Below are 22,504 nucleotides of genomic sequence, written 5' to 3'. Positions count from 1 at the left end.
AATGTTATAATATACCTATAACTTATGTGAACGAAAAGTGGTGAAATAAATGGTTAATGCTTCTTCCAATAACAATAATCCATATGAGAAATTAATTCGACTTCTCGAAGAACAATTGGCTCATTCAAATCAAAAAAACAAAGATTTATCGAAAAAGCTAGATCGATCAACTAAACAGATTGAAGCGTTAACCGATCAAGTACGCCATTTAACTAAGCTTTTATATGGATCAAAAACCGAAAAATCGAAATATAACCTACCAGATGTAACCGCTAGAATAAAATAGACAGTTTTCGCTAGAATCTCGTGAACACTTTCGCCAAACATATAAACAATCTAGTAAACTAGAATTATTCGTTTACTGGAGGTTAAAGACTTGGAGGGAAAGTTAGTGTTATATATTGAGATTCATCAACTATTTAAGCGTAAATTAAAGATTGCTCAAATTGCTAAACATTTAAAAATTAATCGGGGGACTGTCTATAAGTATTTAGGAATGTCTTTTGAAGAAGCACAGGAGTATTTAGGAAACCCACTTCAAAAGCCTAAAAAACTAGATCCCTATCGGGATTGGATTGTAGCTTGGTTAGAGGAGTATCCTCATTTAAGTGCTGCACAAATTCAAGATTGGCTATTAGAACGTCATCCCAATTTAGAGATTGGAGAAAGCACGGTACGTTCTTATGTAAAAGAAATTCGCGAAATATATCAGATTGAGAAAAAATCCATTGTTAGACATTACGAGGCTGTACCTGAACAGCCGATGGCTAAGCAGCTACAAGTGGATTGGGGTGAAACAAAGCAGAAAACGATAAGGAAAAAAGAAGTTAAATTGTATTTCATCGCTTTTGTCTTGGCGCATTCACGTTATAAATATATGGAGTGGCTAGACCGGCCTTTTACAACAAAGGATGCCATTCGCTGTCACGAAAATGCATTTCGCTTTTTTGGTGGTTATACAGAGGAAATTGTTTATGATCAAGACCATTTACTTTCCGTTAGTGAAAATGCAGGAGATTTAATTTTAACGTCAGAATTTCAAGCATATATAAAAGATCGTAAGTTTCGCGTACACTTATGTCGAAAAGCTGATCCTGAGTCAAAAGGGATGATAGAAAACGTGGTGAAATACATAAAAGGTAATTTCGCAGATAGTCGCGTCTTTAAAGACATCGAGAGTTGGAATGTAAGTGCATTACAATGGTTAGATCGTACAGGTAATAAGAATGTACATAATACAACGAAAAAGAGACCAGTTGAAGTGTTTCTCGTCGAAAAGCAACACTTACAGCCAGTCTCCCCTATACTTTCATTAGAAAGTAACCATACAGTAATTATACCAAGGAACATAAATAAGGACAATACGATTCGCTTCAAGTCAAATCGTTATTCAGTTCCTGTTGGAACTTATGGGTCGCAACCAGACAATCAAGTGTACCTCAAAATAAAGCAAGATACGTTGATTATTCTAACTCAGGCAGATGGCGAGATACTAGCTGAACATAAAATTAGTAATGAAAAAGGTAGACTTATTAAGAATAGAAATCATTCACGCGACCGTTCTAAAGGAATTGAGGAGATAAAACAAAGCGTCATTTCTAGTTTTGAAAAGCAGGAAGATGCAAGAGCCTATATAGATGAAATTTGTCAAATCTATACTCGTTATCGACGCGATCAACTAGCTATTCTTTTATCTGTCATAAAAAGCGATCCAGAATGGATTAATCAGGCACTTCAAAAATGTATCTACGAAAAACTTTATAGCGCCAATGATTTCCGCGATGTGGTTAATTATTTAAGTAAGTCAAATACAGAATCTATTTCCGCAATTTATAAGAGTAATATTGTGCCAACTTCTAAAACGAAAATTAAAGTAACAACACGCTCTATAAGTACATATACAAGCATTTTGGAGGGCGTATCCAATGAATAAAACCGTCAAGGAGTTACAAGACCACTTTCGCCAACTAAGATTAGCTGAAACTGCAGAGGAACTTCCTCAACTCCTTCGTGAAGCAGAAAAAGCATCATGGACTTATTTAGAATTCTTAGAAGCAGTTACAACATTCGAACTAAATAAACGTGAGATAAAAAGTATGGAGCGAAGAATGAAATGGGCTCGTTTCCCTTTTGTTAAAACGCTTCATGAATTCAATGTAGGAGAACAAACTGCCATTACAGAACGGCAGTTAACACAACTTCAAGAGTTTAGCTGGCTAGAAAAACAGTATAATTAAATTCTTGGTCACAGTGACGCCCCGAAGTTTGTCGAAGATTGATAGAGAATTAGATTGAGTGAATGATAAACTGAAATAGTTGAGTATTGCGAATAGACTAGCCGGCAGTGCGGAGTTTTGAGCTATAAATGTCAACACAAATATGTACAATTTTGCTTGCGTAAGGATGTACAAAATCACTCGTTTTCTTGCGTTAAATGAGCCTTTAATCGATAAGAATCACCTACAATGGTTACGACAGTTGCGTGATGTAAAATACGATCTAAAATCGCATTCGCTAGTTTAGTCTCTTGAAAAATTGTATCCCACTCTTTGAAATTTACATTTGTAGTGAGAATCGTACTTTTCTTTTCGTATCTCATGTCAATGAGCTGAAAAAAGAGCTTCGCATCTTCCGCATCTATTGGCAAGTAACCAATTTCATCTACGATTAAAAGCTTGTACTTGGCATAATGCTTTAAACGACTTTCTAAACGGTTTTCCAACCGTGCTTTCTTCAAATTCTGGATTAAATCATGGCACTTAATAAAATAAGTACTAGTTCGTTTCTTCGCTGCGGCAATTCCGATTGAAGTGGCCAAATGGGTCTTTCCAACACCACTTGTACCCAAGAAAACGATAACTCATGGTCACAGTGACGCCCCGAAGTTTGTCGAAGATTGATAGAGAATTAGATTGAGTGAATGATAAACTGAAATAGTTGAGTATTGCGAATAGACTGAGCCGGTAGTGCGGAGTTTTGAGCCACTTTTTTGGTCACTTTTTCCCAAATTTATACATGTCTACTAATAGGGGCTCACTGCACAGTGACTCCCCGAACAATCTTGTTTACAGGAATAATTCGCGGAAGACTTTGTATGATTGTAATAATATTTGTTAAGAAGAAGTACAGCAATATATGTTGTTTTCTTTCTATTATCATTTTGGCAGGAAAGTATGGTCATAGTCCAGAAATTGATGGACTCAATAAGTGCAGCATCCCTGTAATAAGTGAACCTTGCTTATTGTAGAAAAGGGAAGTATTGTTTAAGTGAAGAATCTTACAATGTATTAGGAGCACAAATTTAAATTATAGAAATTTAAGAGCAGAGTGAATATGAAATAAGCATAAAACTAGAATTATCAAAGAGTCTTTGCATAATGTAATAGTTAATGGAAGAATTGTTAAAATCAACAACCAAAAATATGCAAGTGTTTATTCAATGCCTTGCACGTTTTTGATTGTTTTCATAAAAAAACCTATTGCCTGTTTTTCATCGCAAAAGAAATATTAGTTTGTATAACGGTGCCACTCCAAATGTTTTAGTATCCCCATTATTTAAGCAATGAAAAGATAGTACACTCTTCATCAGAACGGACTCGATGATATATTTCCAATACTTGAACCAATTCTTCGGGATCTTGAAAATAATTTGAAATAAACGCTTTACTTTTTATTTTCTTCCCTAAATTTAAATCATGAATGCAATAATCACTAGGCTTCTTATATTTGGAACGCATAAATTTATCATAATGTCCTTTATGCAAAATAATAAGGAGTTCAATTTCTGGTCGAGTATAGCAATTTGTGATACTTGCTAATTTCCCTTTGAATTCATCCGCAATTTTATAGCTCTCATTCCTTGAGTCTAGGATTCGAATGATCTCAATTTTCTGGCCTTCTTTATAGTTTTGCGTTAAGTATCTTCTTTCAAGGTTTCTGGAACTACGCATGGATCCTGTAAATAACCTTTCATCTAGCAAGTCTTCTGGTTGGAACTTTAGTTTGCCATTCTCCAATAAAATCTCCATAATTTCTTGTTCTGCATTCCCTTCGCAAATACATGCGACCAAGTTCCCCTCTTTATGCTCAAACATCTCCTATGCCTCCCTTGAATCAGCATTCGATGTTTGAGTCATTTTATTCTTCAAAGATTTTTTTAATGCCTGATATCCAGTATACTTAGGAGCTGTACCTAGCAATCCGCTTAAATAAATGTTGCTCTTCTTTTTATCTGCTCTATTAACATGCGAAGAGAGGTTTTCCAATTCTATCTTGCCTTTATTTTTAATGTTAAAGTATATGCTATCACTTCGTTCAATATCGTCTAATATTTCACTATAGTGTGTCGAGAAAATAAGTGTGGCATTATTTTTATTAACTTCACTCTTAAATAGATTAATCATTGTAATTGCAACCGTTTTATTTAAATGATTTTCAATTTCGTCAATGACAATATAGCCACCTGTCTTTAACACCTTTTCAATTGCAAGAAGAAGGTTTAAACCTTTAATGGTACCGGAAGATAAGTATTTCCACAAATCAGAAGCCGGTATTTCAATTACGTCTTGATTGAAAAATTTTATTTTTATTAAGAGCTTTGCAAAATTCGTAGAGTTATCACGATTAATAAATTCAATTTCTTCAATATCAGGATCTAAATATTGTATATATCCAGAGGGGATTGTGTTTAGAGTGCCAAAGACATTGAAATTAGTAAACTGTATCATATCAAAGATGTATCGCCTGCCATCCAGAATGCTTAGTTCTTTTAAAATTTGCATAAAAATGCTCGTATCTCCTCGCAAGTATCCCATAGCCATTTTTTCGACATCATCCCGCGTTCTATAAGGTTGGATATCTTTAAAATTTAATAATTTTTCTTTGCTAATGTTTGAACGGGCTGGTTTTGTTTTTAAAGTTTCTGACAAGAAGTGAAACTTCCCATTTTCATCCCGTTTAATAATCGAGGTTAACTCATACAATTTATTTTCGGCATAAAAAATATTGATTAAGGTGCTTTCATCTTCTAAATGATCGAACATCTCATCATTTGATAAAGTCTCTAATGTTCTATTTTGTATAAAAAGTTCTAATATCATGGTGATTAGTTTCAAAGTAGTAGTTTTCCCCGAAGCATTAATACCCGCAAAGGCAAGTAAATTTTGTTTATAGACACTTCCAAATAAATTCTCAACAAGATGCTCATCTACATCTTGTTGACTAACCTTTTTCAAGGTAATGAAATCAACCTCTAGATGGCTATCCTTAAACAGTTTTAAACCGTTGATACTCGACTTTAATAAATTTATCTTCATTATTTTCACCTCTTACCTACATTATATCCTAAATTTATGTTTTATACGATTTTTTCGTATGAGATATTTATTTAAATTCCCGACAAAATAGGTATGGTCACATAATTTTTGGTCACAGTGACGCCCCGAAGTTTGTCGAAGATTGATAGAGAGTTAGAATGTGTGAATGATAAACTTAAATAGCAACTGGATATTGGTGGTTGGTTGTTGCGCTTTTTTCCGTTTAGGAAAGGAGGTGGGTCACAGTGACGCCCCGAAGTTTGTCGAAGATTGATAGAGAATTAGATTGAGTGAATGATAAACTGAAATAGTTGAGTATTGCGAATAGACTGAGCCGGTAGTGCGGAGTTTTGAGCGACTTTTTTGGTCGCTTTTTCCCGAATTTATACATGTCTACTAATAGGGGCTCACTGCACAGTGACGCCCCGAAATTTGTCGAAGATTGGTAGAGAGTTAGATTGAGTGAATGATAAACTGAATTAGTAGTTGGATATTGGAGGGGGGTGGCGTTTTTCCCTTTCCAATGGCGAACCAAGATATAAAAAGTAGACAATATAAATTCGGATTAGTTTAATGAATCTAATTAGGTTAAGCAATAGACCATCTTCTTAAACTAGAAGTGGTTATTTCTAAATCAGCTGCAACAACTTTCGAAAAATAGCCAGAGCTATTAGTTCATACGCTCATGATTCGTAAGCTTACTTACTTTTTCAATGGAGTGTGTGCTTAATAAAAGTAGAAACCTTCTCCATGAATAAGTGGAACGATTTAAGAAACGATAGACCGCGTCTTTAGCTGGAACTTCCGTAGATTTCTTACTTTCCAGTGTTCGAAACCAGTTTTTGTTTTCAAAGATCAAACAGAAAATGAGCTGAAATAAATAAGCACAGGTATAGCCAAAAGATTGGTAATTCCAGCTTTTCTAAGATGTTTCAATACGTTTAGTTCTTTAAAGGTAGATTTTATTTCATTTGGTAGTTGCTTCGTTTGGTCAGATTCGCTATCATATAGAGGACACCTCTTCTGTATGGAATGTTTGATTCTCGACAAATCAACTATACCAAACGGATAGGTGTTTTTTCATGCATTTTTATGTGTCAATAATAGTACTTGAATGCCAGCGGCAACTACTGCTGGTTGAACTTATTGAACTTTAATTGGTGCGAAAGTTGAGTAAATAATAAACTCTTGGTCACAGTGACGGCCCGAAATATGTCGAAGATTGATAGAGAGTTAGATTGTGTGAATGTAACTTGAAGTAACAGTGACGCCCCGAAATTTGTCGAAGATTTATAGAGAATTAGATGTTGTGAATGATAAACTGAAATAGTAGCTGGATATTGGCGGTGTTGTTTTCGGTTTAGGAAAGGGGGAATAATCATAGAAAGATTTCTTTGTGAAGTGATTACGGCCAGGTGATTTTACCACGCTAGCCATATTTTTTACTAGTCTTCGCCAATAAATGTATCACATAGCGCCAATTCGTTTCCTATGCATAGTAAAGTCCAACAGATCACGTAATAAACTGTAGGACTTTTTTTCATTGTTTTTTTCTAGGAATTGAATAACTAAATATTCGTTTGTAAAAGAAGAAGCATTGACTATTAAAAGAAACGCTAATGTTTTTGAAAATGTATTTTCGAATGAAGTGAAGTAAACGACGTTGAAAAAGTAAAAGCGTTAAAAATAAATGAGTGAAAAAATTCAAAATTGTTGTACTGACATGTAGACATTTTTAGTATGTATTAATCATATAGTTTTACCTCATTTATGATTTAGTAGTTACCCAAACTTTATATATAAATGAATCCTCAACCTTTACTCCTGGACGAATACTGAAACTTTTTTCTGTATGAACGACAAAATCAGGATTAGAAGCTAGAAAAAATGAAAGAGCATATGCTATTTTATAATCTGGTGTTATATATCCATTTATTGTTCTACCATGTATTTCGTTTGCTATAGAATCAGCCCATACCTCTGCTTCTCTTAAAGTTTCAAAAATAAGCGTTTCTTTTTTCCATTCTATTTCCATCATTTACAACCTCATTTCTTTATTTCTAAATTCTATCACATTCACACAATCTAACTTTCTATCAATCTTCGACAAATTTCTGGGCGTCCCTGTAAACACTTATTCAGAAAGAGTATTGATTACTACCCCTTTTCAAAAAAAACAGCTTCTTGAAGCAGGGGAAATGAACTTTGTAGAGCGTCCAAAAGGATATGCTTCTTTTATATCACTGTTAACACAGGAAAAATGATACTTCTATTCATGAAACGGAGAAAGGGAATTTTGTACATTCAGAGAGAATTTTTGCTTACTCAAAGAACGGTGATGAATATGTGTTAAATCCTATTTATAGAAGGCTAAATTATAACTTGCGAAATGGAGATGTAAGGGTTGTTATTTATGAGAAGGAAGGGTAGAATAAAGGCGAGCAAGAGATAGATAGTTAGGATATAATATCCTTGATAATAAATTGAAAATCCTGTTGCTATTTTCTACTTTCTTTGATATAATATAGGAAGCGTATACAAGAACGGGTTGTAACTGTTAAATCAGGCAAAACCGATTACCTTAAGAAAAGGGATTGGTTTTGTCTTTTTCTCTATATATCGGGGGTAATAAAGTGAAAATCGAGAAAGTTTTGAATAATAATGCAGTTATTGCGATAAAAGATAAACAAGAAGTTATCATTATTGGCCGTGGGATTGCTTTCCAAAAGCACATTGGTGATAAGATAGATGAGCACTTAATAGAAAAGATATTCACTTTAGAAAACGAAGATATATTTAGGTATGGTCACAGTGACGCCCCGAAAAATCTTGTTTCACAGGAAAGTTTCACAAGAGTGTTTTGTGGGATTGCACTGGGGTGATTATTGCAGATGAAATGAGCCACTCTACAACTCATGGTCACAGTGACGCCCCGAAGTTTGTCGAAGATTGATAGAGAATTAGATTGAGTGAATGATAAACTGAAATAGTTGAGTATTGCGAATAGACTGAGCCGGTAGTGCGGAGTTTTGAGCCACTTTTTTGGTCACTTTTTCCCGAATTTATACATGTCTACTAATAGGGGCTCACTGCACAGTGACTCCCCGAACAATCTTGTTTACAGGAATAATTCGCGGAAGACTTTGTATGATTGTAATAATATTTGTTAAGAAGAAGTACAGCAATATATGTTGTTTTCTTTCTATTATCATTTTGGCAGGAAAGTATGGTCATAGTCCAGAAATTGATGGACTCAATAAGTGCAGCATCCCTGTAATAAGTGAACCTTGCTTATTGTAGAAAAGGGAAGTATTGTTTAAGTGAAGAATCTTACAATGTATTAGGAGCACAAATTTAAATTATAGAAATTTAAGAGCAGAGTGAATATGAAATAAGCATAAAACTAGAATTATCAAAGAGTCTTTGCATAATGTAATAGTTAATGGAAGAATTGTTAAAATCAACAACCAAAAATATGCAAGTGTTTATTCAATGCCTTGCACGTTTTTGATTGTTTTCATAAAAAAACCTATTGCCTGTTTTTCATCGCAAAAGAAATATTAGTTTGTATAACGGTGCCACTCCAAATGTTTTAGTATCCCCATTATTTAAGCAATGAAAAGATAGTACACTCTTCATCAGAACGGACTCGATGATATATTTCCAATACTTGAACCAATTCTTCGGGATCTTGAAAATAATTTGAAATAAACGCTTTACTTTTTATTTTCTTCCCTAAATTTAAATCATGAATGCAATAATCACTAGGCTTCTTATATTTGGAACGCATAAATTTATCATAATGTCCTTTATGCAAAATAATAAGGAGTTCAATTTCTGGTCGAGTATAGCAATTTGTGATACTTGCTAATTTCCCTTTGAATTCATCCGCAATTTTATAGCTCTCATTCCTTGAGTCTAGGATTCGAATGATCTCAATTTTCTGGCCTTCTTTATAGTTTTGCGTTAAGTATCTTCTTTCAAGGTTTCTGGAACTACGCATGGATCCTGTAAATAACCTTTCATCTAGCAAGTCTTCTGGTTGGAACTTTAGTTTGCCATTCTCCAATAAAATCTCCATAATTTCTTGTTCTGCATTCCCTTCGCAAATACATGCGACCAAGTTCCCCTCTTTATGCTCAAACATCTCCTATGCCTCCCTTGAATCAGCATTCGATGTTTGAGTCATTTTATTCTTCAAAGATTTTTTTAATGCCTGATATCCAGTATACTTAGGAGCTGTACCTAGCAATCCGCTTAAATAAATGTTGCTCTTCTTTTTATCTGCTCTATTAACATGCGAAGAGAGGTTTTCCAATTCTATCTTGCCTTTATTTTTAGTGTTAAAGTATATGCTATCACTTCGTTCAATATCGTCTAATATTTCACTATAATGTGTCGAGAAAATAAGTGTGGCATTATTTTTATTAACTTCACTCTTAAATAGATTAATCATTGTAATTGCAACCGTTTTATTTAAATGATTTTCAATTTCGTCAATGACAATATAGCCACCTGTCTTTAACACCTTTTCAATTGCAAGAAGAAGGTTTAAACCTTTAATGGTACCGGAAGATAAGTATTTCCACAAATCAGAAGCCGGTATTTCAATTACGTCTTGATTGAAAAATTTTATTTTTATTAAGAGCTTTGCAAAATTCGTAGAGTTATCACGATTAATAAATTCAATTTCTTCAATATCAGGATCTAAATATTGTATATATCCAGAGGGGATTGTGTTTAGAGTGCCAAAGACATTGAAATTAGTAAACTGTATCATATCAAAGATGTATCGCCTGCCATCCAGAATGCTTAGTTCTTTTAAAATTTGCATAAAAATGCTCGTATCTCCTCGCAAGTATCCCATTGCCATTTTTTCGACATCATCCCGCGTTCTATAAGGTTGGATATCTTTAAAATTTAATAATTTTTCTTTGCTAATGTTTGAACGGGCTGGTTTTGTTTTTAAAGTTTCTGACAAGAAGTGAAACTTCCCATTTTCATCCCGTTTAATAATCGAGGTTAACTCATACAATTTATTTTCGGCATAAAAAATATTGATTAAGGTGCTTTCATCTTCTAAATGATCGAACATCTCATCATTTGATAAAGTCTCTAATGTTCTATTTTGTATAAAAAGTTCTAATATCATGGTGATTAGTTTCAAAGTAGTAGTTTTCCCCGAAGCATTAATACCCGCAAAGGCAAGTAAATTTTGTTTATAGACACTTCCAAATAAATTCTCAACAAGATGGTCATCTACATCTTGTTGACTAACCTTTTTCAAGGTAATGAAATCAACCTCTAGATGGCTATCCTTAAACAGTTTTAAACCGTTGATACTCGACTTTAATAAATTTATCTTCATTATTTTCACCTCTTACCTACATTATATCCTAAATTTATGTTTTATACGATTTTTTCGTATGAGATATTTATTTAAATTCCCGACAAACTCATGGTCACAGTGACGCCCCGAAGTTTGTCGAAGATTGATAGAGAATTAGATTGAGTGAATGATAAACTGAAATAGTTGAGTATTGCGAATAGACTGAGCCGGTAGTGCGGAGTTTTGAGCCACTTTTTTGGTCACTTTTTCCCGAATTTATACATGTTTACTAATAGGGGCTCACTGCACAGTGACTCCCCGAAATTTGTCGAAGATTGGTAGAGAGTTAGATTGAGTGAATGATAAACTGAATTAGTAGTTGGATATTGGAGGGGGGTGGCGTTTTTCCCTTTCCAATGGCGAACCAAGATATAAAAAGTAGACAATATAAATTCGGATTAGTTTAATGAATCTAATTAGGTTAAGCAATAGACCATCTTCTTAAACTAGAAGTGGTTAATTCTAAATCAGCTGCAACAACTTTCGAAAAATAGCCAGAGCTATTAGTTCATACGCTCATGATTCGTAAGCTTACTTACTTTTTCAATGGAGTGTGTGCTTAATAAAAGTAGAAACCTTCTCCATGAATAAGTGGAACGATTTAAGAAACGATAGACCGCGTCTTTAGCTGGAACTTCCGTAGATTTCTTACTTTCCAGTGTTCGAAACCAGTTTTTGTTTTCAAAGATCAAACAGAAAATGAGCTGAAATAAATAAGCACAGGTATAGCCAAAAGATTGGAAATTCCAGCTTTTCTAAGATGTTTCAATACGTTTAGTTCTTTAACTCTTGGTCACAGTGACGGCCCGAAATTTGTCGAAGATTGATAGAGAGTTAGATTGTGTGAATGTGATAAACTGAAATAGCAACTGAATATTGTGAGGGTGGTTGGTTGTTGTGCTTCTTTCCGTTTAGGAAAGGAGGTGATAATCATGGAAACATTTCTTGAATTTCTTCGTGAAGTTCTGAAGGGGATTGTGCGTGAGATAAGCGCCTATTTCTTTCGGAAGAACATATTAGAAAACAAGAAAACCACCCTACGCCGTCGCAAGCAAAAGGGTGGTTCTCAACCAAAATAATATTTAATTGACAACCACACCCTGACGGTAGAGGTTGCATGAACTCATGGTCACAGTGACGACCCGAAATTTGTCGAAGATTGATAGAAAATTAGATTGTGTGATGAAATAGTAGTTTGTATTTGGCAATCAAAAAATGGTTCTTACGAAGGTTTGGTGACCAAGTATTTTGGATATTAGATTCATTCTCGCTGCACAGTGACTCCTCGAAAAATCTTGTTTCACAGGAATGTTTCACGGTAATTATTGCAGATGAAATGAGCCACCTGTAACCGTCAAGTAGAATTAAACAGTTTTTATAAAATAAATTTAAACAGTTTTCATCAATTAAGATTCAACACTTTGATCATTCCCTCGCCATAAAGGCAGGGGATTTCATATTACATATCAAATCCAGTCATTCAGTCCAAGTGAATTTTCTAATTGAAATTTCTCATTTATTAACTTCTCAACTTCCTTTTTTAGAAGGGAATTCTCCTCTAACAATCTAGCGATTTTTGTTGTGTCATCTATGCCTTCCTCATAGGCAGTTCCTTTTACCAAACACCAATCATTATATCTATGTAGATCCTCCTCAACGATTGGACGACTGTCACTGCACTTTGCCTTCTTATTGTTTTCTTTGACCCATTCCTTTACCAACTTTTCATCCACTCTTAATCCAGGGGGATTAGTTAATGTCGCTTGATAAAGATGTAGGAATTAATTCAAAAGATGAATATCTACATGTTCGCCTTAGTAAAATAGTTGACCTCAATAGCAGGGGAAAAATAAGAATTTTATTTGCTAATTCATGAAAGGTGAATCTATAGGAAATTAGAAATACAAAAAGACGATAGAACAAAATCTATCGTCTTTTTTGTATACTATCTAGTTTTTTTTTGACTTATTTTTTTCGTTTTTTTCACTATAATAAAAAAAAGCATTATAAGCAAAAAAACCAACAATGCCTAATACACCTACAAGAATTACGATGAAAATGGTCATTTTATTAAACCTCCATCCCTATTGCTATTACATGATGTTATCACATGACAATGCGGAACTTCCGTAAAATTCTGAAACAACTGACTATTATTATAGCATGACTTTTAAATATATTCATTAAAGACTTATGAAAACAAAGTGTAAATGTTAAGTATCTTATTTTATTTAGTATATGTAATTATGAAATAGTTAATTCCAGTATCTATTTTTCGTCACTTGGTCTTGCAAGGTCTTATGTTCCTGCTAGATCCAAGTGACGCTTCTTAACTAATACTAAGATTTAAAAATTAATATATTGATATTTTATATACTCAATCTTTTTTTTATCAATCATACATTGATTTATCGTTAAAGAACGTTACTGATCCATTAGGATATACTCTATATCCTGTATAAAAAGGTACTATTCCATGAGTTCCGATACTACGACCAGTATCGATATTAAAAAAATAATTGAGAATTGCTGGGTTTCCGGTTTTTGGGGCATAGCTACCAGAATTTCCATAGGAACCTGGAGCGTTTAGAGATAAACTATATCCAGTAATTGAAATTGAAGTTGAGCTTAATTTACTGACTGAAATACTTCCAGATAATGTACCCATACCAGTATAGCCATAATATATTTTATTAGATACTTTTATTGAGCCTATAACTGCTCTAGTTCCAATACCTGAAGTAGAGTTAAAAGGAGATTTATAACCATTAATAAATGTATATTTACCATCCGTATCAATTGATACTGTATATCCTTGAGAAATTAAGTCGTTATAATCTTTCAATTGTTCAGCAGAAAGATTTTCCAAATCTACACTTATAGGTTGTTCAATAATAGAATCATAGCTAGGAGAGGCAGCGTGAGAACCAATAGGTAAACTTGTACTTAATAAACTTAAACTAATACCGAATTAATTCTTGGTCACAGTGACGCCCCGAAATTTGTCGAAGATTGGTATAGAGTTAGATTGAGTGATTGATAAACTGAATTAGTAGTTGGATATTGGAGGGGGGTGGCGTTTTTCCCTTTCCAATGGCGAACCAAGATATAAAAAGTAGACAATATTAGGTAAGGTCACAGTGACGCCTCGAATAATCTTGTTTCACATAAATGTTTCACAGGAGGCTTTGTGTGTGTGAGTGCTGTTGGAATTTGTTAAAGAAGAAGTACAACAAGTGTATTGTTGTCTTCTTCTTTTTATTGATGGTTTCGAAAAGCCCTGGCTATGCCGGGGGTTCCGAAGGTAAGGTCACAGTGACAACCCGAGATTTGTCGAAGGTTGATAGAGAGTTAGATTATGTGTGTGATTAACTGAAATAGCAACTGAATAGTACGATGGTGGTTGTTTGTTGCGCTTATGTCTTTCGGAAAAACAAATTCTTGGTCACAGTGCAGCGAAACTCTTGGTCACAGTGACGGCCCGAAATATGTCGAAGATTGATAGAGAGTTAGATTGTGTGAATGTGATAAACTGAAATAGCAACTGAATATTGTGAGGGTGGTTGGTTGTTGTGCTTCTTTCCGTTTAGGAAAGGAGGTGATAATCATGGAAACATTTCTTGAATTTCTTCGTGAAGTTCTGAAGGGGATTGTGCGTGAGATAAGCGCCTATTTCTTTCGGAAGAACATATTAGAAAACAAGAAAACCACCCTACGCCGTCGCAAGCAAAAGGGTGGTTCTCAACCAAAATAATATTTAATTGACAACCACACCCTGACGGTAGAGGTTGCAGAGAGAAGTGTTCGCGCACTTCTCTTTTTCATTATATACGTTTATTATATAGCTTATAACAATTGCTTTCAACTATGTGTCATGCTAAAGATTGAGTCAAGTTTTTGTTGGAGTTTTTTATAGCTCCCTTTTTATAAAGTAAAACTTCTAATTTTGTATCCGTTTTCTAAATGTTTTCTTTCATCAAAATTTCGTTTTTTTTCTTTTTTAAAAACCTTTTAATGCCTGTAAGGCAAAGTGAACGGGTTTTCCAATCGCTTGATTTAAGTATGGCATGTTCTGACGCACGGTTTCTGTTATTCAACTTCTTCTAGAGTACCTAAATTGCTATCAATACTACCTACAAACTCTTCGTAAGATAGATTGGGATCTATTAACTTGAAGTAACAGTGACGCCTCGAAATTTGTCGAAGATTTATAGAGAATTAGATGTTGTGAATGATAAACTGAAATAGTAGCTGGATATTGGCGGTGTTGTTTTCGGTTTAGGAAAGGGGGAATAATCATAGAAAGATTTCTTTGTGAAGTGATTACGGCCAGGTGATTTTACCACGCTAGCCATTTTTTTTACTAGTCTTCGCCAATAAATGTATCACATAGCGCCAATTCGTTTCCTATGTATAGTAAAGTCCAACAGATCACGTAATAAACTGTAGGACTTTTTTTCATTGTTTTTTTCTAGGAATTGAATAACTAAATATTCGTTTGTAAAAGAAGAAGCATTGACTATTAAAAGAAACGCTAATGTTTTTGAAAATGTATTTTCGAATGAAGTGAAGTAAACGACGTTGAAAAAGTAAAAGCGTTAAAAATAAATGAGTGAAAAAATTCAAAATTGTTGTACTGACATGTAGACATTTTTAGTATGTATTAATCATATAGTTTTACCTCATTTATGATTTAGTAGTTACCCAAACTTTATATATAAATGAATCCTCAACCTTTACTCCTGGACGAATACTGAAACTTTTTTCTGTATGAACGACAAAATCAGGATTAGAAGCTAGAAAAAATGAAAGAGCATATGCTATTTTATAATCTGGTGTTATATATCCATTTATTGTTCTACCATGTATTTCGTTTGCTATAGAATCAGCCCATACCTCTGCTTCTCTTAAAGTTTCAAAAATAAGCGTTTCTTTTTTCCATTCTATTTCCATCATTTACAACCTCATTTCTTTATTTCTAAATTCTATCACATTCACACAATCTAACTTTCTATCAATCTTCGACAAATTTCTGGGCGTCCCTGTAAACACTTATTCAGAAAGAGTATTGATTACTACCCCTTTTCAAAAAAAACAGCTTCTTGAAGCAGGGGAAATGAACTTTGTAGAGCGTCCAAAAGGATATGCTTCTTTTATATCACTGTTAACACAGGAAAAATGATACTTCTATTCATGAAACGGAGAAAGGGAATTTTGTACATTCAGAGAGAATTTTTGCTTACTCAAAGAACGGTGATGAATATGTGTTAAATCCTATTTATAGAAGGCTAAATTATAACTTGCGAAATGGAGATGTAAGGGTTGTTATTTATGAGAAGGAAGGGTAGAATAAAGGCGAGCAAGAGATAGATAGTTAGGATATAATATCCTTGATAATAAATTGAAAATCCTGTTGCTATTTTCTACTTTCTTTGATATAATATAGGAAGCGTATACAAGAACGGGTTGTAACTGTTAAATCAGGCAAAACCGATTACCTTAAGAAAAGGGATTGGTTTTGTCTTTTTCTCTATATATCGGGGGTAATAAAGTGAAAATCGAGAAAGTTTTGAATAATAATGCAGTTATTGCGATAAAAGATAAACAAGAAGTTATCATTATTGGCCGTGGGATTGCTTTCCAAAAGCACATTGGTGATAAGATAGATGAGCACTTAATAGAAAAGATATTCACTTTAGAAAACGAAGATATATTGACGAAACTCAAAACCTTAATCGCTGATCGTCCTATTGAGTATATGCAATTATCGGAGAAGATTATTGCTTATGCCAAAATGAAGCTTGGTAAGAAATTAAATGAAAGTATTTATATTCATTTAACCGATCATATATACTTTGCGGTGGAGCGTTATAAGAACCACCTGCCGATTAAGAATGGGCTTATTTGGGAAACGCGGCAATTATATAGAGATGAATATGAGATAGGGATAGAGGCATTAAATATGATTTGTGATGAGTTTGGCATCATCTTACCAGAAGATGAAGCAGGATTTTTAGCACTTCATATTGTAAACGCTGAATTGAATGAAGAGATGCCAGTTGTGCAGGATATGACGAAGATTATGCAAGAAATCTTAACGCTTGTAAGGTATCACTTTAAAATCAATTTCAATGAAGACTCATTAGCCTTTTACCGTTTTATTACCCATCTTAAATTCTTTGCACAGCGTTTAGTAAGAGGGAATCATTATAACGGCTCAACAGATGATGATTTATATAGTGTCATCGAAAAGAAATATCCTGAAGCGCATACATGTGCACTGAAAGTAAAGAAATTTATTGAAAGCACCTATACGTATGTTTTAACAGATGAAGAAATGATTTATTTAACCATTCATATTGAAAGAGTGGTTAAGAGTAAAGAGTAATGATATAGAATAGTAGGGTTGCTACCTTTCGGGCAAAACCTAAATCAAAGTGATTATGCTTGATTTAGGTTTTTTTTATTGCCAAAAGGGTGAGTTTTTGACTTAATTCTTTTCTATTATGCCAAATTAAAAAGGAAGCATAGTAGCCCACTTAAGTTAGAAAAATAACTAAAAGTAATACAAAAAAGGAGAAATAGACATGGCTTATGAAAAATTAGCTAAAGACATCGTCAAATTAGTCGGTGAAGAAGAAAATATTAATAGCTTAGTTCATTGTGCAACTCGCTTACGCTTTAAACTAAATGATAACGAGAAAGCAGATAAAGAGGCACTGCAAAACTTAGAGGGTATACTTAGTGTGGTGGAAAGTGGTGGACAATTCCAAGTAGTTGTAGGAAGCCATGTGCCAGCAGTATATAAAGAAATTAGTAAAATTGCAGATGTTGGTGGAGAGAAAGCTCCTTCTAATGCACCTAAGCCAGGAATCGGCGCACAAATCTTTGAAGTAATTTCTCGAAGTTTCTCTCCATTATTAGGGGCACTAGCTGGAGCGGGTATGCTAAAAGCACTCTTAACCGTTCTAACTATGACTGGTTTGCTATCAGAAACAAGTGGAACATATTTTATTTTATCAGCTGCTGGTAATGCAGTATTCTATTTCCTTCCGATCTTCTTAGGAATTACGGTTGCAACTAAATTGGGAGCAAATCCATATGTCGGTGGAACAATTGGGGCAGCTTTACTTGAGCCGAACTTTACTGGATTAATGGCTTCAGGTGATGTTTCTAATTTCATTGGAATTCCTGTCGTATTAATGGATTACTCATCTACTGTATTCCCTGTATTTATCGCGGTAGCAATTTATGCACTTTTAGATAAATTCTTGAAGAAAGTTATTCATAAAGATTTACAGATGTTCTTAGTTCCAATGCTTTCCTTGATCATTATTGTTCCATTAACAGTACTAGCATTTGGTCCATTTGGCGTATATGTAGGAGATTGGATTGGCGCTGGAATAAGTTTCTTAAGTTCGAAGAGTGGATGGTTAGCGGGTGCTGTATTGGGTGCTGGTTGGACATTCTTAACTGTACTTGGACTACACTGGGGTCTTGTACCACTTATTTTGGCAAACCTGGCAAAAGGCTCAGATCCATTACTTGCTATGGTTGCAGCATCTGTATTTGCACAAATGGGATTAGCAGTAGGTATCTTTTTCAAAACGAAAGATAAGAAATTGAAAACACTTGCTGGTTCTACTTTCTTACCAGCAGCATTATCAGGTGTAACAGAACCAATTATTTATGGTCTCCTTCTACGTTATAAAAGAACGATTCCATATTTGATTATTGCAGGAGCAGTTAGTGGTGCCATTACAGGTATTCTAGGTATCGTGGCTAAATCATTTGCTTTTGCAGCTATCTTAACTGCACCAGCTTTTTCACCAATTAGTACATTCTTAATTGTTAACTTCATTGCTTTTGCTATAGTATTAGTATTGGTATTAGTGCTTGGTTATGAAGATAAGAATAAGAAGGAAGAAGTTAAAACAGAACCAGTAGTAAAAGAAGAAGAAAAAGCACAACCTCTTTTAAAACAAGAAGCTATTCTTAGCCCGTTAACAGGAAATGTTCTTCCATTATCTCAAGTGGATGATCCTGTGTTTGCATCAGAAGCAATGGGGAAAGGGATTGCTGTTGAACCAACTGTCGGAAAAGCTGTCTCTCCAGTAGATGGAACAGTATCAACTATTTTCCCAACAGGTCACGCAATTGGTATCGTATCAACAGATGGCGCGGAAATATTGATTCATATTGGTATTAATACTGTTCAACTTAATGGACAATACTATACACCGGCAGTAAAACAGGGAGATGTTGTGAAACAAGGGGATCTCTTAGTAGAATTCGATATTGAGAAAATCAAAGAAGCCGGTTACCCAGTAACAACTCCTATTATCATTACAAATACAAATGACTATACTGAAATTGCAGGAACAAGCGAAGAAAGTATTGTTCAATCAGAGAAATTATTAACAGTAATTGTTTAAATAAAAAAAAGGAGAGAATGCCACTGTATTCTCTCCTGATCTAGAAGGAGGAAGTAAGAATGAAAACATCTCTATCTAAATTTCCAGAAGGATTCCTTTGGGGTGGAGCAACAGCTGCTAACCAATTAGAAGGTGCTTATAATGAAGGCGGTAAAGGATTAAATACACCTGATGTGTTACCAGGCGGAAAAGTGCGCTTAAGTGTATTAAAAGATCCAGGCTTTAACTTTGAATTAGATCATGATAAATATACGTATCCAAACCATACAGCAATTGACTTCTATCATCGTTATAAAGAGGATATTGCGCTATTTGCTGAAATGGGCTTCAAAACTTTCCGTATGTCTATTGCTTGGTCTCGTATCTTCCCAAATGGAAATGAAACAGAGCCAAACGAAGAAGGCTTAGCATTCTATGAGCGTGTATTTGATGAGCTATTGAAATACAATATTGAACCAGTAGTAACAATTTCTCACTATGAATTACCACTTCATTTAGTAAAAGAATATGGTGGCTGGAAAAGCCGTGAATTAGTAACATTCTTCGAGCGTTATGTTACAGTTCTATTCAATCGTTACAAAGATAAAGTGAAATACTGGATGACATTTAACGAAATCAACAGCAGTCTTCATATGCCAATCCTTGGTTTAGGCTTCGCTATTCAAAAAGAAGAAGATCATTATCAACCAACTTTCCAAGCCTTTCACCACCAATTCGTAGCAAGTGCACGAGCTGTTCAACTTTGCCACGAAATCATTCCAGGTGCACAAATTGGTTGTATGCTTGTTTATCTGCCAACATATGCAGCAGATTCAAATCCAGAAAACGTTCTTTATGCACTTAAAGAAGAGCAATTATTTAACTATTTCTGTGGAGACGTTCAAGTGCGTGGTCAATATCCAGCATTTATCAACCGTTACTTCAGAAAAAATGGAATTGAATTAGATATCCAAGAAGGTGACTTAGAATTAATCAAAGAAAACACAGTAGACTATGTAGCATTTAGTTATTACATGTCTCGTACAGAGAAGAAAGATAAATTACCAGAAGAAGTTGGCCAAGGAAATATCCTAGGTGGTATCAAAAATCCATTCGTAAAAGCAAGTGATTGGGGCTGGGAAATCGATCCAACTGGATTACAAATCTCTCTAAACCAACTATATGATCGCTACCAAAAACCATTATTCGTAGTAGAAAATGGACTAGGTGCATACGATAAAGTAGAAGCAGATGGATCAATCAATGATGACTACCGCATTGACTACCTTCGCGAGCATATTGAAGCGATGGCAGAAGCAATTCAAGACGGTGTAGAACTAATGGGGTACACACCATGGGGCTGTATTGACCTAGTTAGTGCATCTACAGGAGAAATGTCAAAACGTTACGGATTTATTTATGTCGATAAGCATGATGATGGTAGCGGAACTTTAAATCGCAGCAAGAAGAAATCATTTGATTGGTATAAGAATGTGATTGCAACAAATGGTGAAGAACTGTAATTGGTCACAGTGACGCCCCGAAGTTTGTCGAAGGTTGATAGAGAATTAGATTGAGTGAATGATAAACTGAAATAGTTGAGTATTGCGAATAGATTGAGCCGGCAGTGCGGAGTTTTGAGCCAGTAAGTGCGGGGAAAGAGCCACTTTTTTGGTCACTTTTTCCCGAATTTATACATGTTTACTAATAGGGGCTCATTGCACAGTGACGCCCCGAATAGGATTTAAAATCTTGGCAAACCAATTTGAACATGAACTTCATTTTTTTTGATAAAACATATATTTCATTTACACAATTTACCTTTCGTTCGCAATTTGTGTGCTGATTGCATTCATAACTATAGCCTTCCTCTCCATTTGACACCCACATTATTTCTGAAGTTGATTCTCCATTGATTTTGCCAGTTCATTTGGCTCTACTATTCTACTACTTCAGCCAATAAAGTATTGTTTACATCGACTGAAAATTAATTCCACTCACTTTTGCTGTTTCTGTTAAATCTACTAAGATACCATCTGCAATAGCATCTTCTCTTCTCATAGATATGATATTATCTAAAAAATATTTTCTAATTCCATTTTTCAGCCTTTCCATTAAATAAAAAAGCCACCTCAAATTAATTAGAAAGGTAGCTCTATATTTTAATACTATTTTAACTTAGTAACTTGAATTAAAATACCTGCTAAAACAAGTAAAAATCCTATTGTTATTGGTATTAATGAGAATATTACCAAGTTTCCTGCAAAAGCAGCCGGGTCACCAGCTTCAGAATACATAGTGAATTCCATTCCAATCTTCTGACTCAGCAAAATCAATAATAAGCCAAGTATTTCTAATACAACACTAAAAACACTAATTTTTTTTCTCATTTCTTCACCACTTTAAACGTAATTGTGCATAAGCTTTGAATTGTGTATCGAAACTCTTTTTAACTTCGGGAGCTTTAAAGGATATTTCTAAACTTCCATCAACACCGCTTGTTCCACCAGTTGCTCCAATAGAGAAAGAATCAACGCCAAAGCTCACATTCTTCGTTTGATGCATATAAACTGCTCCAGCATTTAACCATTTTGTATTCCAAGTTGTGTCTTTTTCTAATATCACCTGCATTGTTTGAACAATATCTTGTACTTCATATACATCCCAATCATCTTTTAAATTCTGGACTAAACTAATTCCTGTTTTATTAACATCCCATAGGTTAGCTTCATTCACTCTATCATACGTATATGTAATTACTTTTTTCTTACCATTCCATGGATTTACTCCAGTAGCTACTTGTGTTCCATATAGTGACGACAAAATATTGTAATCATCTGTTGAATCCCAAGCTACAGATATAATATCTTTTAGTCTATTTGCAGGAACCTTTTTCCAATCCATTTTAGCAGTGAGTAGGAAAGTATTGCTTGTTAATTTTTTTATAGTGATAGTTAACTTTTTATAGTTACTGTTACTATTAGTGCCTGTTATACTGGAAGCCAATCCTCCATCATCTGCAACTGCAAACAGTGAAACAGAATCATTACTTAAAGCTTTTTGTTTAATTGATTGGGCAGCTTTACTATCATCTTCTAATATTTCTTGAGTATTTTCTTTCAATTCAGCTACTTCTTCATTAAACTCTGCTTGTGTTAAAATTTCTTGTTCCGTATCAATAACTTCAGGGTTTTCTTCGTTAACCCAATTTTCATCCTCAAAATATTCAGTCGTTTTTATGAATTCTGTGACAACCTGTGTGTCTAAAACGGCTTCTTCTTTTGTGGCATTATATTGTTCTTCCGTCATGTTATTAATATAATCATCTATATATCCTAACTCTTTTAATCTGTTTCTCTCTGCATCTGAAATAACGACACCATCAC

At 34.3% G+C, this 22,504-nt stretch carries 20 protein-coding genes and 3 pseudogenes; 9 read left to right on the top strand and 14 right to left on the bottom strand.

All coding sequences use genetic code 11. The features are described 5' to 3' along the window. The first annotated feature begins 49 nt into the window (after window positions 1-49). From AB3U99_RS21850 to AB3U99_RS21840, 3 genes are all read left to right on the top strand, one after another. Complete coding sequence (locus AB3U99_RS21850; protein WP_400243849.1) at window positions 50-286, top strand: hypothetical protein; 237 nt, start codon at window positions 50-52, stop codon at window positions 284-286. A gap of 105 nt (window positions 287-391) precedes the next feature. Then, a complete protein-coding gene (gene istA, locus AB3U99_RS21845) occupies window positions 392-1,933 on the top strand; it encodes an IS21 family transposase (protein WP_400243848.1) in 1,542 nt (513 codons plus the stop codon). Next, the gene (locus tag AB3U99_RS21840; RefSeq protein ID WP_400243847.1) at window positions 1,926-2,237 is read left to right on the top strand and encodes an ATP-binding protein; all 312 of its coding nucleotides are present in this window, start codon (window positions 1,926-1,928) and stop codon (window positions 2,235-2,237) included. The genes istA and AB3U99_RS21840 overlap by 8 nt, the downstream gene beginning before the upstream one ends. Before the next feature lie 176 nt (window positions 2,238-2,413). On the opposite strand, the pseudogene istB reads toward AB3U99_RS21840, so the two are convergent. From istB to AB3U99_RS21820, 5 genes and pseudogenes are all read right to left on the bottom strand, one after another. Then, a pseudogene (gene istB, locus AB3U99_RS21835) lies at window positions 2,414-2,857 on the bottom strand (IS21-like element helper ATPase IstB); the annotation flags it as partial. A 694-nt stretch (window positions 2,858-3,551) separates the two neighbouring features. Next, the gene (locus AB3U99_RS21830) at window positions 3,552-4,094 is read right to left on the bottom strand and encodes a hypothetical protein (RefSeq protein WP_400243844.1); all 543 of its coding nucleotides are present in this window, start codon (window positions 4,092-4,094) and stop codon (window positions 3,552-3,554) included. Window positions 4,095-4,097: 3 nt separating this feature from the next. Then, on the bottom strand, window positions 4,098-5,315 hold the full coding sequence (locus AB3U99_RS21825; RefSeq protein WP_400243846.1) for an ATP/GTP-binding protein: 1,218 nt from the start codon (window positions 5,313-5,315) through the stop codon (window positions 4,098-4,100). 679 nt (window positions 5,316-5,994) lie between these two features. Further along, window positions 5,995-6,344: pseudogene (locus AB3U99_RS24430) on the bottom strand (IS4 family transposase); the annotation flags it as partial. 739 nt (window positions 6,345-7,083) lie between these two features. Beyond that, window positions 7,084-7,344, bottom strand: a complete 261-nt coding sequence (locus AB3U99_RS21820) for a hypothetical protein (RefSeq protein WP_400248148.1) — start codon at window positions 7,342-7,344, stop codon at window positions 7,084-7,086. Window positions 7,345-7,948: 604 nt separating this feature from the next. On the opposite strand from AB3U99_RS21820, the gene AB3U99_RS21815 reads away from it, so the two are divergent. Further along, entirely contained in the window at window positions 7,949-8,197 is a 249-nt protein-coding gene (locus AB3U99_RS21815) for a CAT RNA binding domain-containing protein (protein ID WP_400243845.1), read from the top strand. A gap of 722 nt (window positions 8,198-8,919) precedes the next feature. Here AB3U99_RS21815 and AB3U99_RS21810 read toward each other — a convergent pair. From AB3U99_RS21810 to AB3U99_RS21800, 3 genes and pseudogenes are all read right to left on the bottom strand, one after another. Continuing rightward, window positions 8,920-9,462 carry a hypothetical protein gene (locus AB3U99_RS21810; protein ID WP_400243844.1) on the bottom strand — a complete coding sequence of 181 codons (543 nt, stop codon included), beginning with the start codon at window positions 9,460-9,462 and terminating at the stop codon, window positions 8,920-8,922. Window positions 9,463-9,465: 3 nt separating this feature from the next. Continuing rightward, entirely contained in the window at window positions 9,466-10,683 is a 1,218-nt protein-coding gene (locus AB3U99_RS21805; RefSeq protein ID WP_400243843.1) for an ATP/GTP-binding protein, read from the bottom strand. A gap of 533 nt (window positions 10,684-11,216) precedes the next feature. Then, window positions 11,217-11,488 (bottom strand): annotated as a pseudogene (locus tag AB3U99_RS21800) (IS4 family transposase); the annotation flags it as partial. A 148-nt stretch (window positions 11,489-11,636) separates the two neighbouring features. On the opposite strand from AB3U99_RS21800, the gene AB3U99_RS21795 reads away from it, so the two are divergent. Further along, entirely contained in the window at window positions 11,637-11,783 is a 147-nt protein-coding gene (locus tag AB3U99_RS21795; protein WP_235252859.1) for a hypothetical protein, read from the top strand. Between the two features lie 387 nt (window positions 11,784-12,170). Here AB3U99_RS21795 and AB3U99_RS21790 read toward each other — a convergent pair whose 3' ends face one another. Beyond that, window positions 12,171-12,425 carry a hypothetical protein gene (locus AB3U99_RS21790; protein WP_400243842.1) on the bottom strand — a complete coding sequence of 85 codons (255 nt, stop codon included), beginning with the start codon at window positions 12,423-12,425 and terminating at the stop codon, window positions 12,171-12,173. A 671-nt stretch (window positions 12,426-13,096) separates the two neighbouring features. Continuing rightward, complete coding sequence (locus tag AB3U99_RS21785) at window positions 13,097-13,573, bottom strand: hypothetical protein (RefSeq protein ID WP_400243841.1); 477 nt, start codon at window positions 13,571-13,573, stop codon at window positions 13,097-13,099. A gap of 738 nt (window positions 13,574-14,311) precedes the next feature. Here AB3U99_RS21785 and AB3U99_RS21780 point away from each other — a divergent pair. Next, window positions 14,312-14,458: a hypothetical protein gene (locus tag AB3U99_RS21780; RefSeq protein WP_235252859.1), complete on the top strand. Its 147-nt coding sequence runs from the start codon at window positions 14,312-14,314 to the stop codon at window positions 14,456-14,458. Between the two features lie 932 nt (window positions 14,459-15,390). Here AB3U99_RS21780 and AB3U99_RS21775 read toward each other — a convergent pair. Beyond that, the gene (locus tag AB3U99_RS21775) at window positions 15,391-15,651 is read right to left on the bottom strand and encodes a hypothetical protein (RefSeq protein ID WP_400248148.1); all 261 of its coding nucleotides are present in this window, start codon (window positions 15,649-15,651) and stop codon (window positions 15,391-15,393) included. A 604-nt stretch (window positions 15,652-16,255) separates the two neighbouring features. Here AB3U99_RS21775 and licT point away from each other — a divergent pair. From licT to AB3U99_RS21760, 3 genes are all read left to right on the top strand, one after another. Then, entirely contained in the window at window positions 16,256-17,092 is an 837-nt protein-coding gene (gene licT, locus AB3U99_RS21770) for a BglG family transcription antiterminator LicT (protein WP_400243840.1), read from the top strand. 199 nt (window positions 17,093-17,291) lie between these two features. Then, the gene (locus AB3U99_RS21765) at window positions 17,292-19,139 is read left to right on the top strand and encodes a beta-glucoside-specific PTS transporter subunit IIABC (RefSeq protein ID WP_400243839.1); all 1,848 of its coding nucleotides are present in this window, start codon (window positions 17,292-17,294) and stop codon (window positions 19,137-19,139) included. Window positions 19,140-19,198: 59 nt separating this feature from the next. After that, window positions 19,199-20,641 carry a glycoside hydrolase family 1 protein gene (locus tag AB3U99_RS21760; protein WP_400243838.1) on the top strand — a complete coding sequence of 481 codons (1,443 nt, stop codon included), beginning with the start codon at window positions 19,199-19,201 and terminating at the stop codon, window positions 20,639-20,641. Window positions 20,642-21,089: 448 nt separating this feature from the next. Here AB3U99_RS21760 and AB3U99_RS21755 read toward each other — a convergent pair whose 3' ends face one another. From AB3U99_RS21755 to AB3U99_RS21745, 3 genes are read right to left on the bottom strand one after another with little or no spacing between them, the layout of a single operon-like run. Continuing rightward, window positions 21,090-21,233 (bottom strand): hypothetical protein, encoded by a 144-nt coding sequence (locus AB3U99_RS21755; RefSeq protein ID WP_400243837.1) that lies wholly within the window; start codon window positions 21,231-21,233, stop codon window positions 21,090-21,092. Window positions 21,234-21,286: 53 nt separating this feature from the next. Further along, the gene (locus AB3U99_RS21750) at window positions 21,287-21,508 is read right to left on the bottom strand and encodes a hypothetical protein (protein WP_400243835.1); all 222 of its coding nucleotides are present in this window, start codon (window positions 21,506-21,508) and stop codon (window positions 21,287-21,289) included. Between the two features lie 4 nt (window positions 21,509-21,512). After that, entirely contained in the window at window positions 21,513-22,427 is a 915-nt protein-coding gene (locus tag AB3U99_RS21745; RefSeq protein ID WP_400243834.1) for a hypothetical protein, read from the bottom strand. Window positions 22,428-22,504 lie beyond the last annotated feature (77 nt).

It is taken from the genome of Niallia tiangongensis (assembly GCF_044704065.1).
Classification (GTDB): domain Bacteria; phylum Bacillota; class Bacilli; order Bacillales; family Cytobacillaceae; genus Niallia; species Niallia tiangongensis.
The sequence above is the reverse complement of the archived record's forward strand: the minus strand, read 5'-3'. Positions and strand labels throughout refer to the sequence as shown.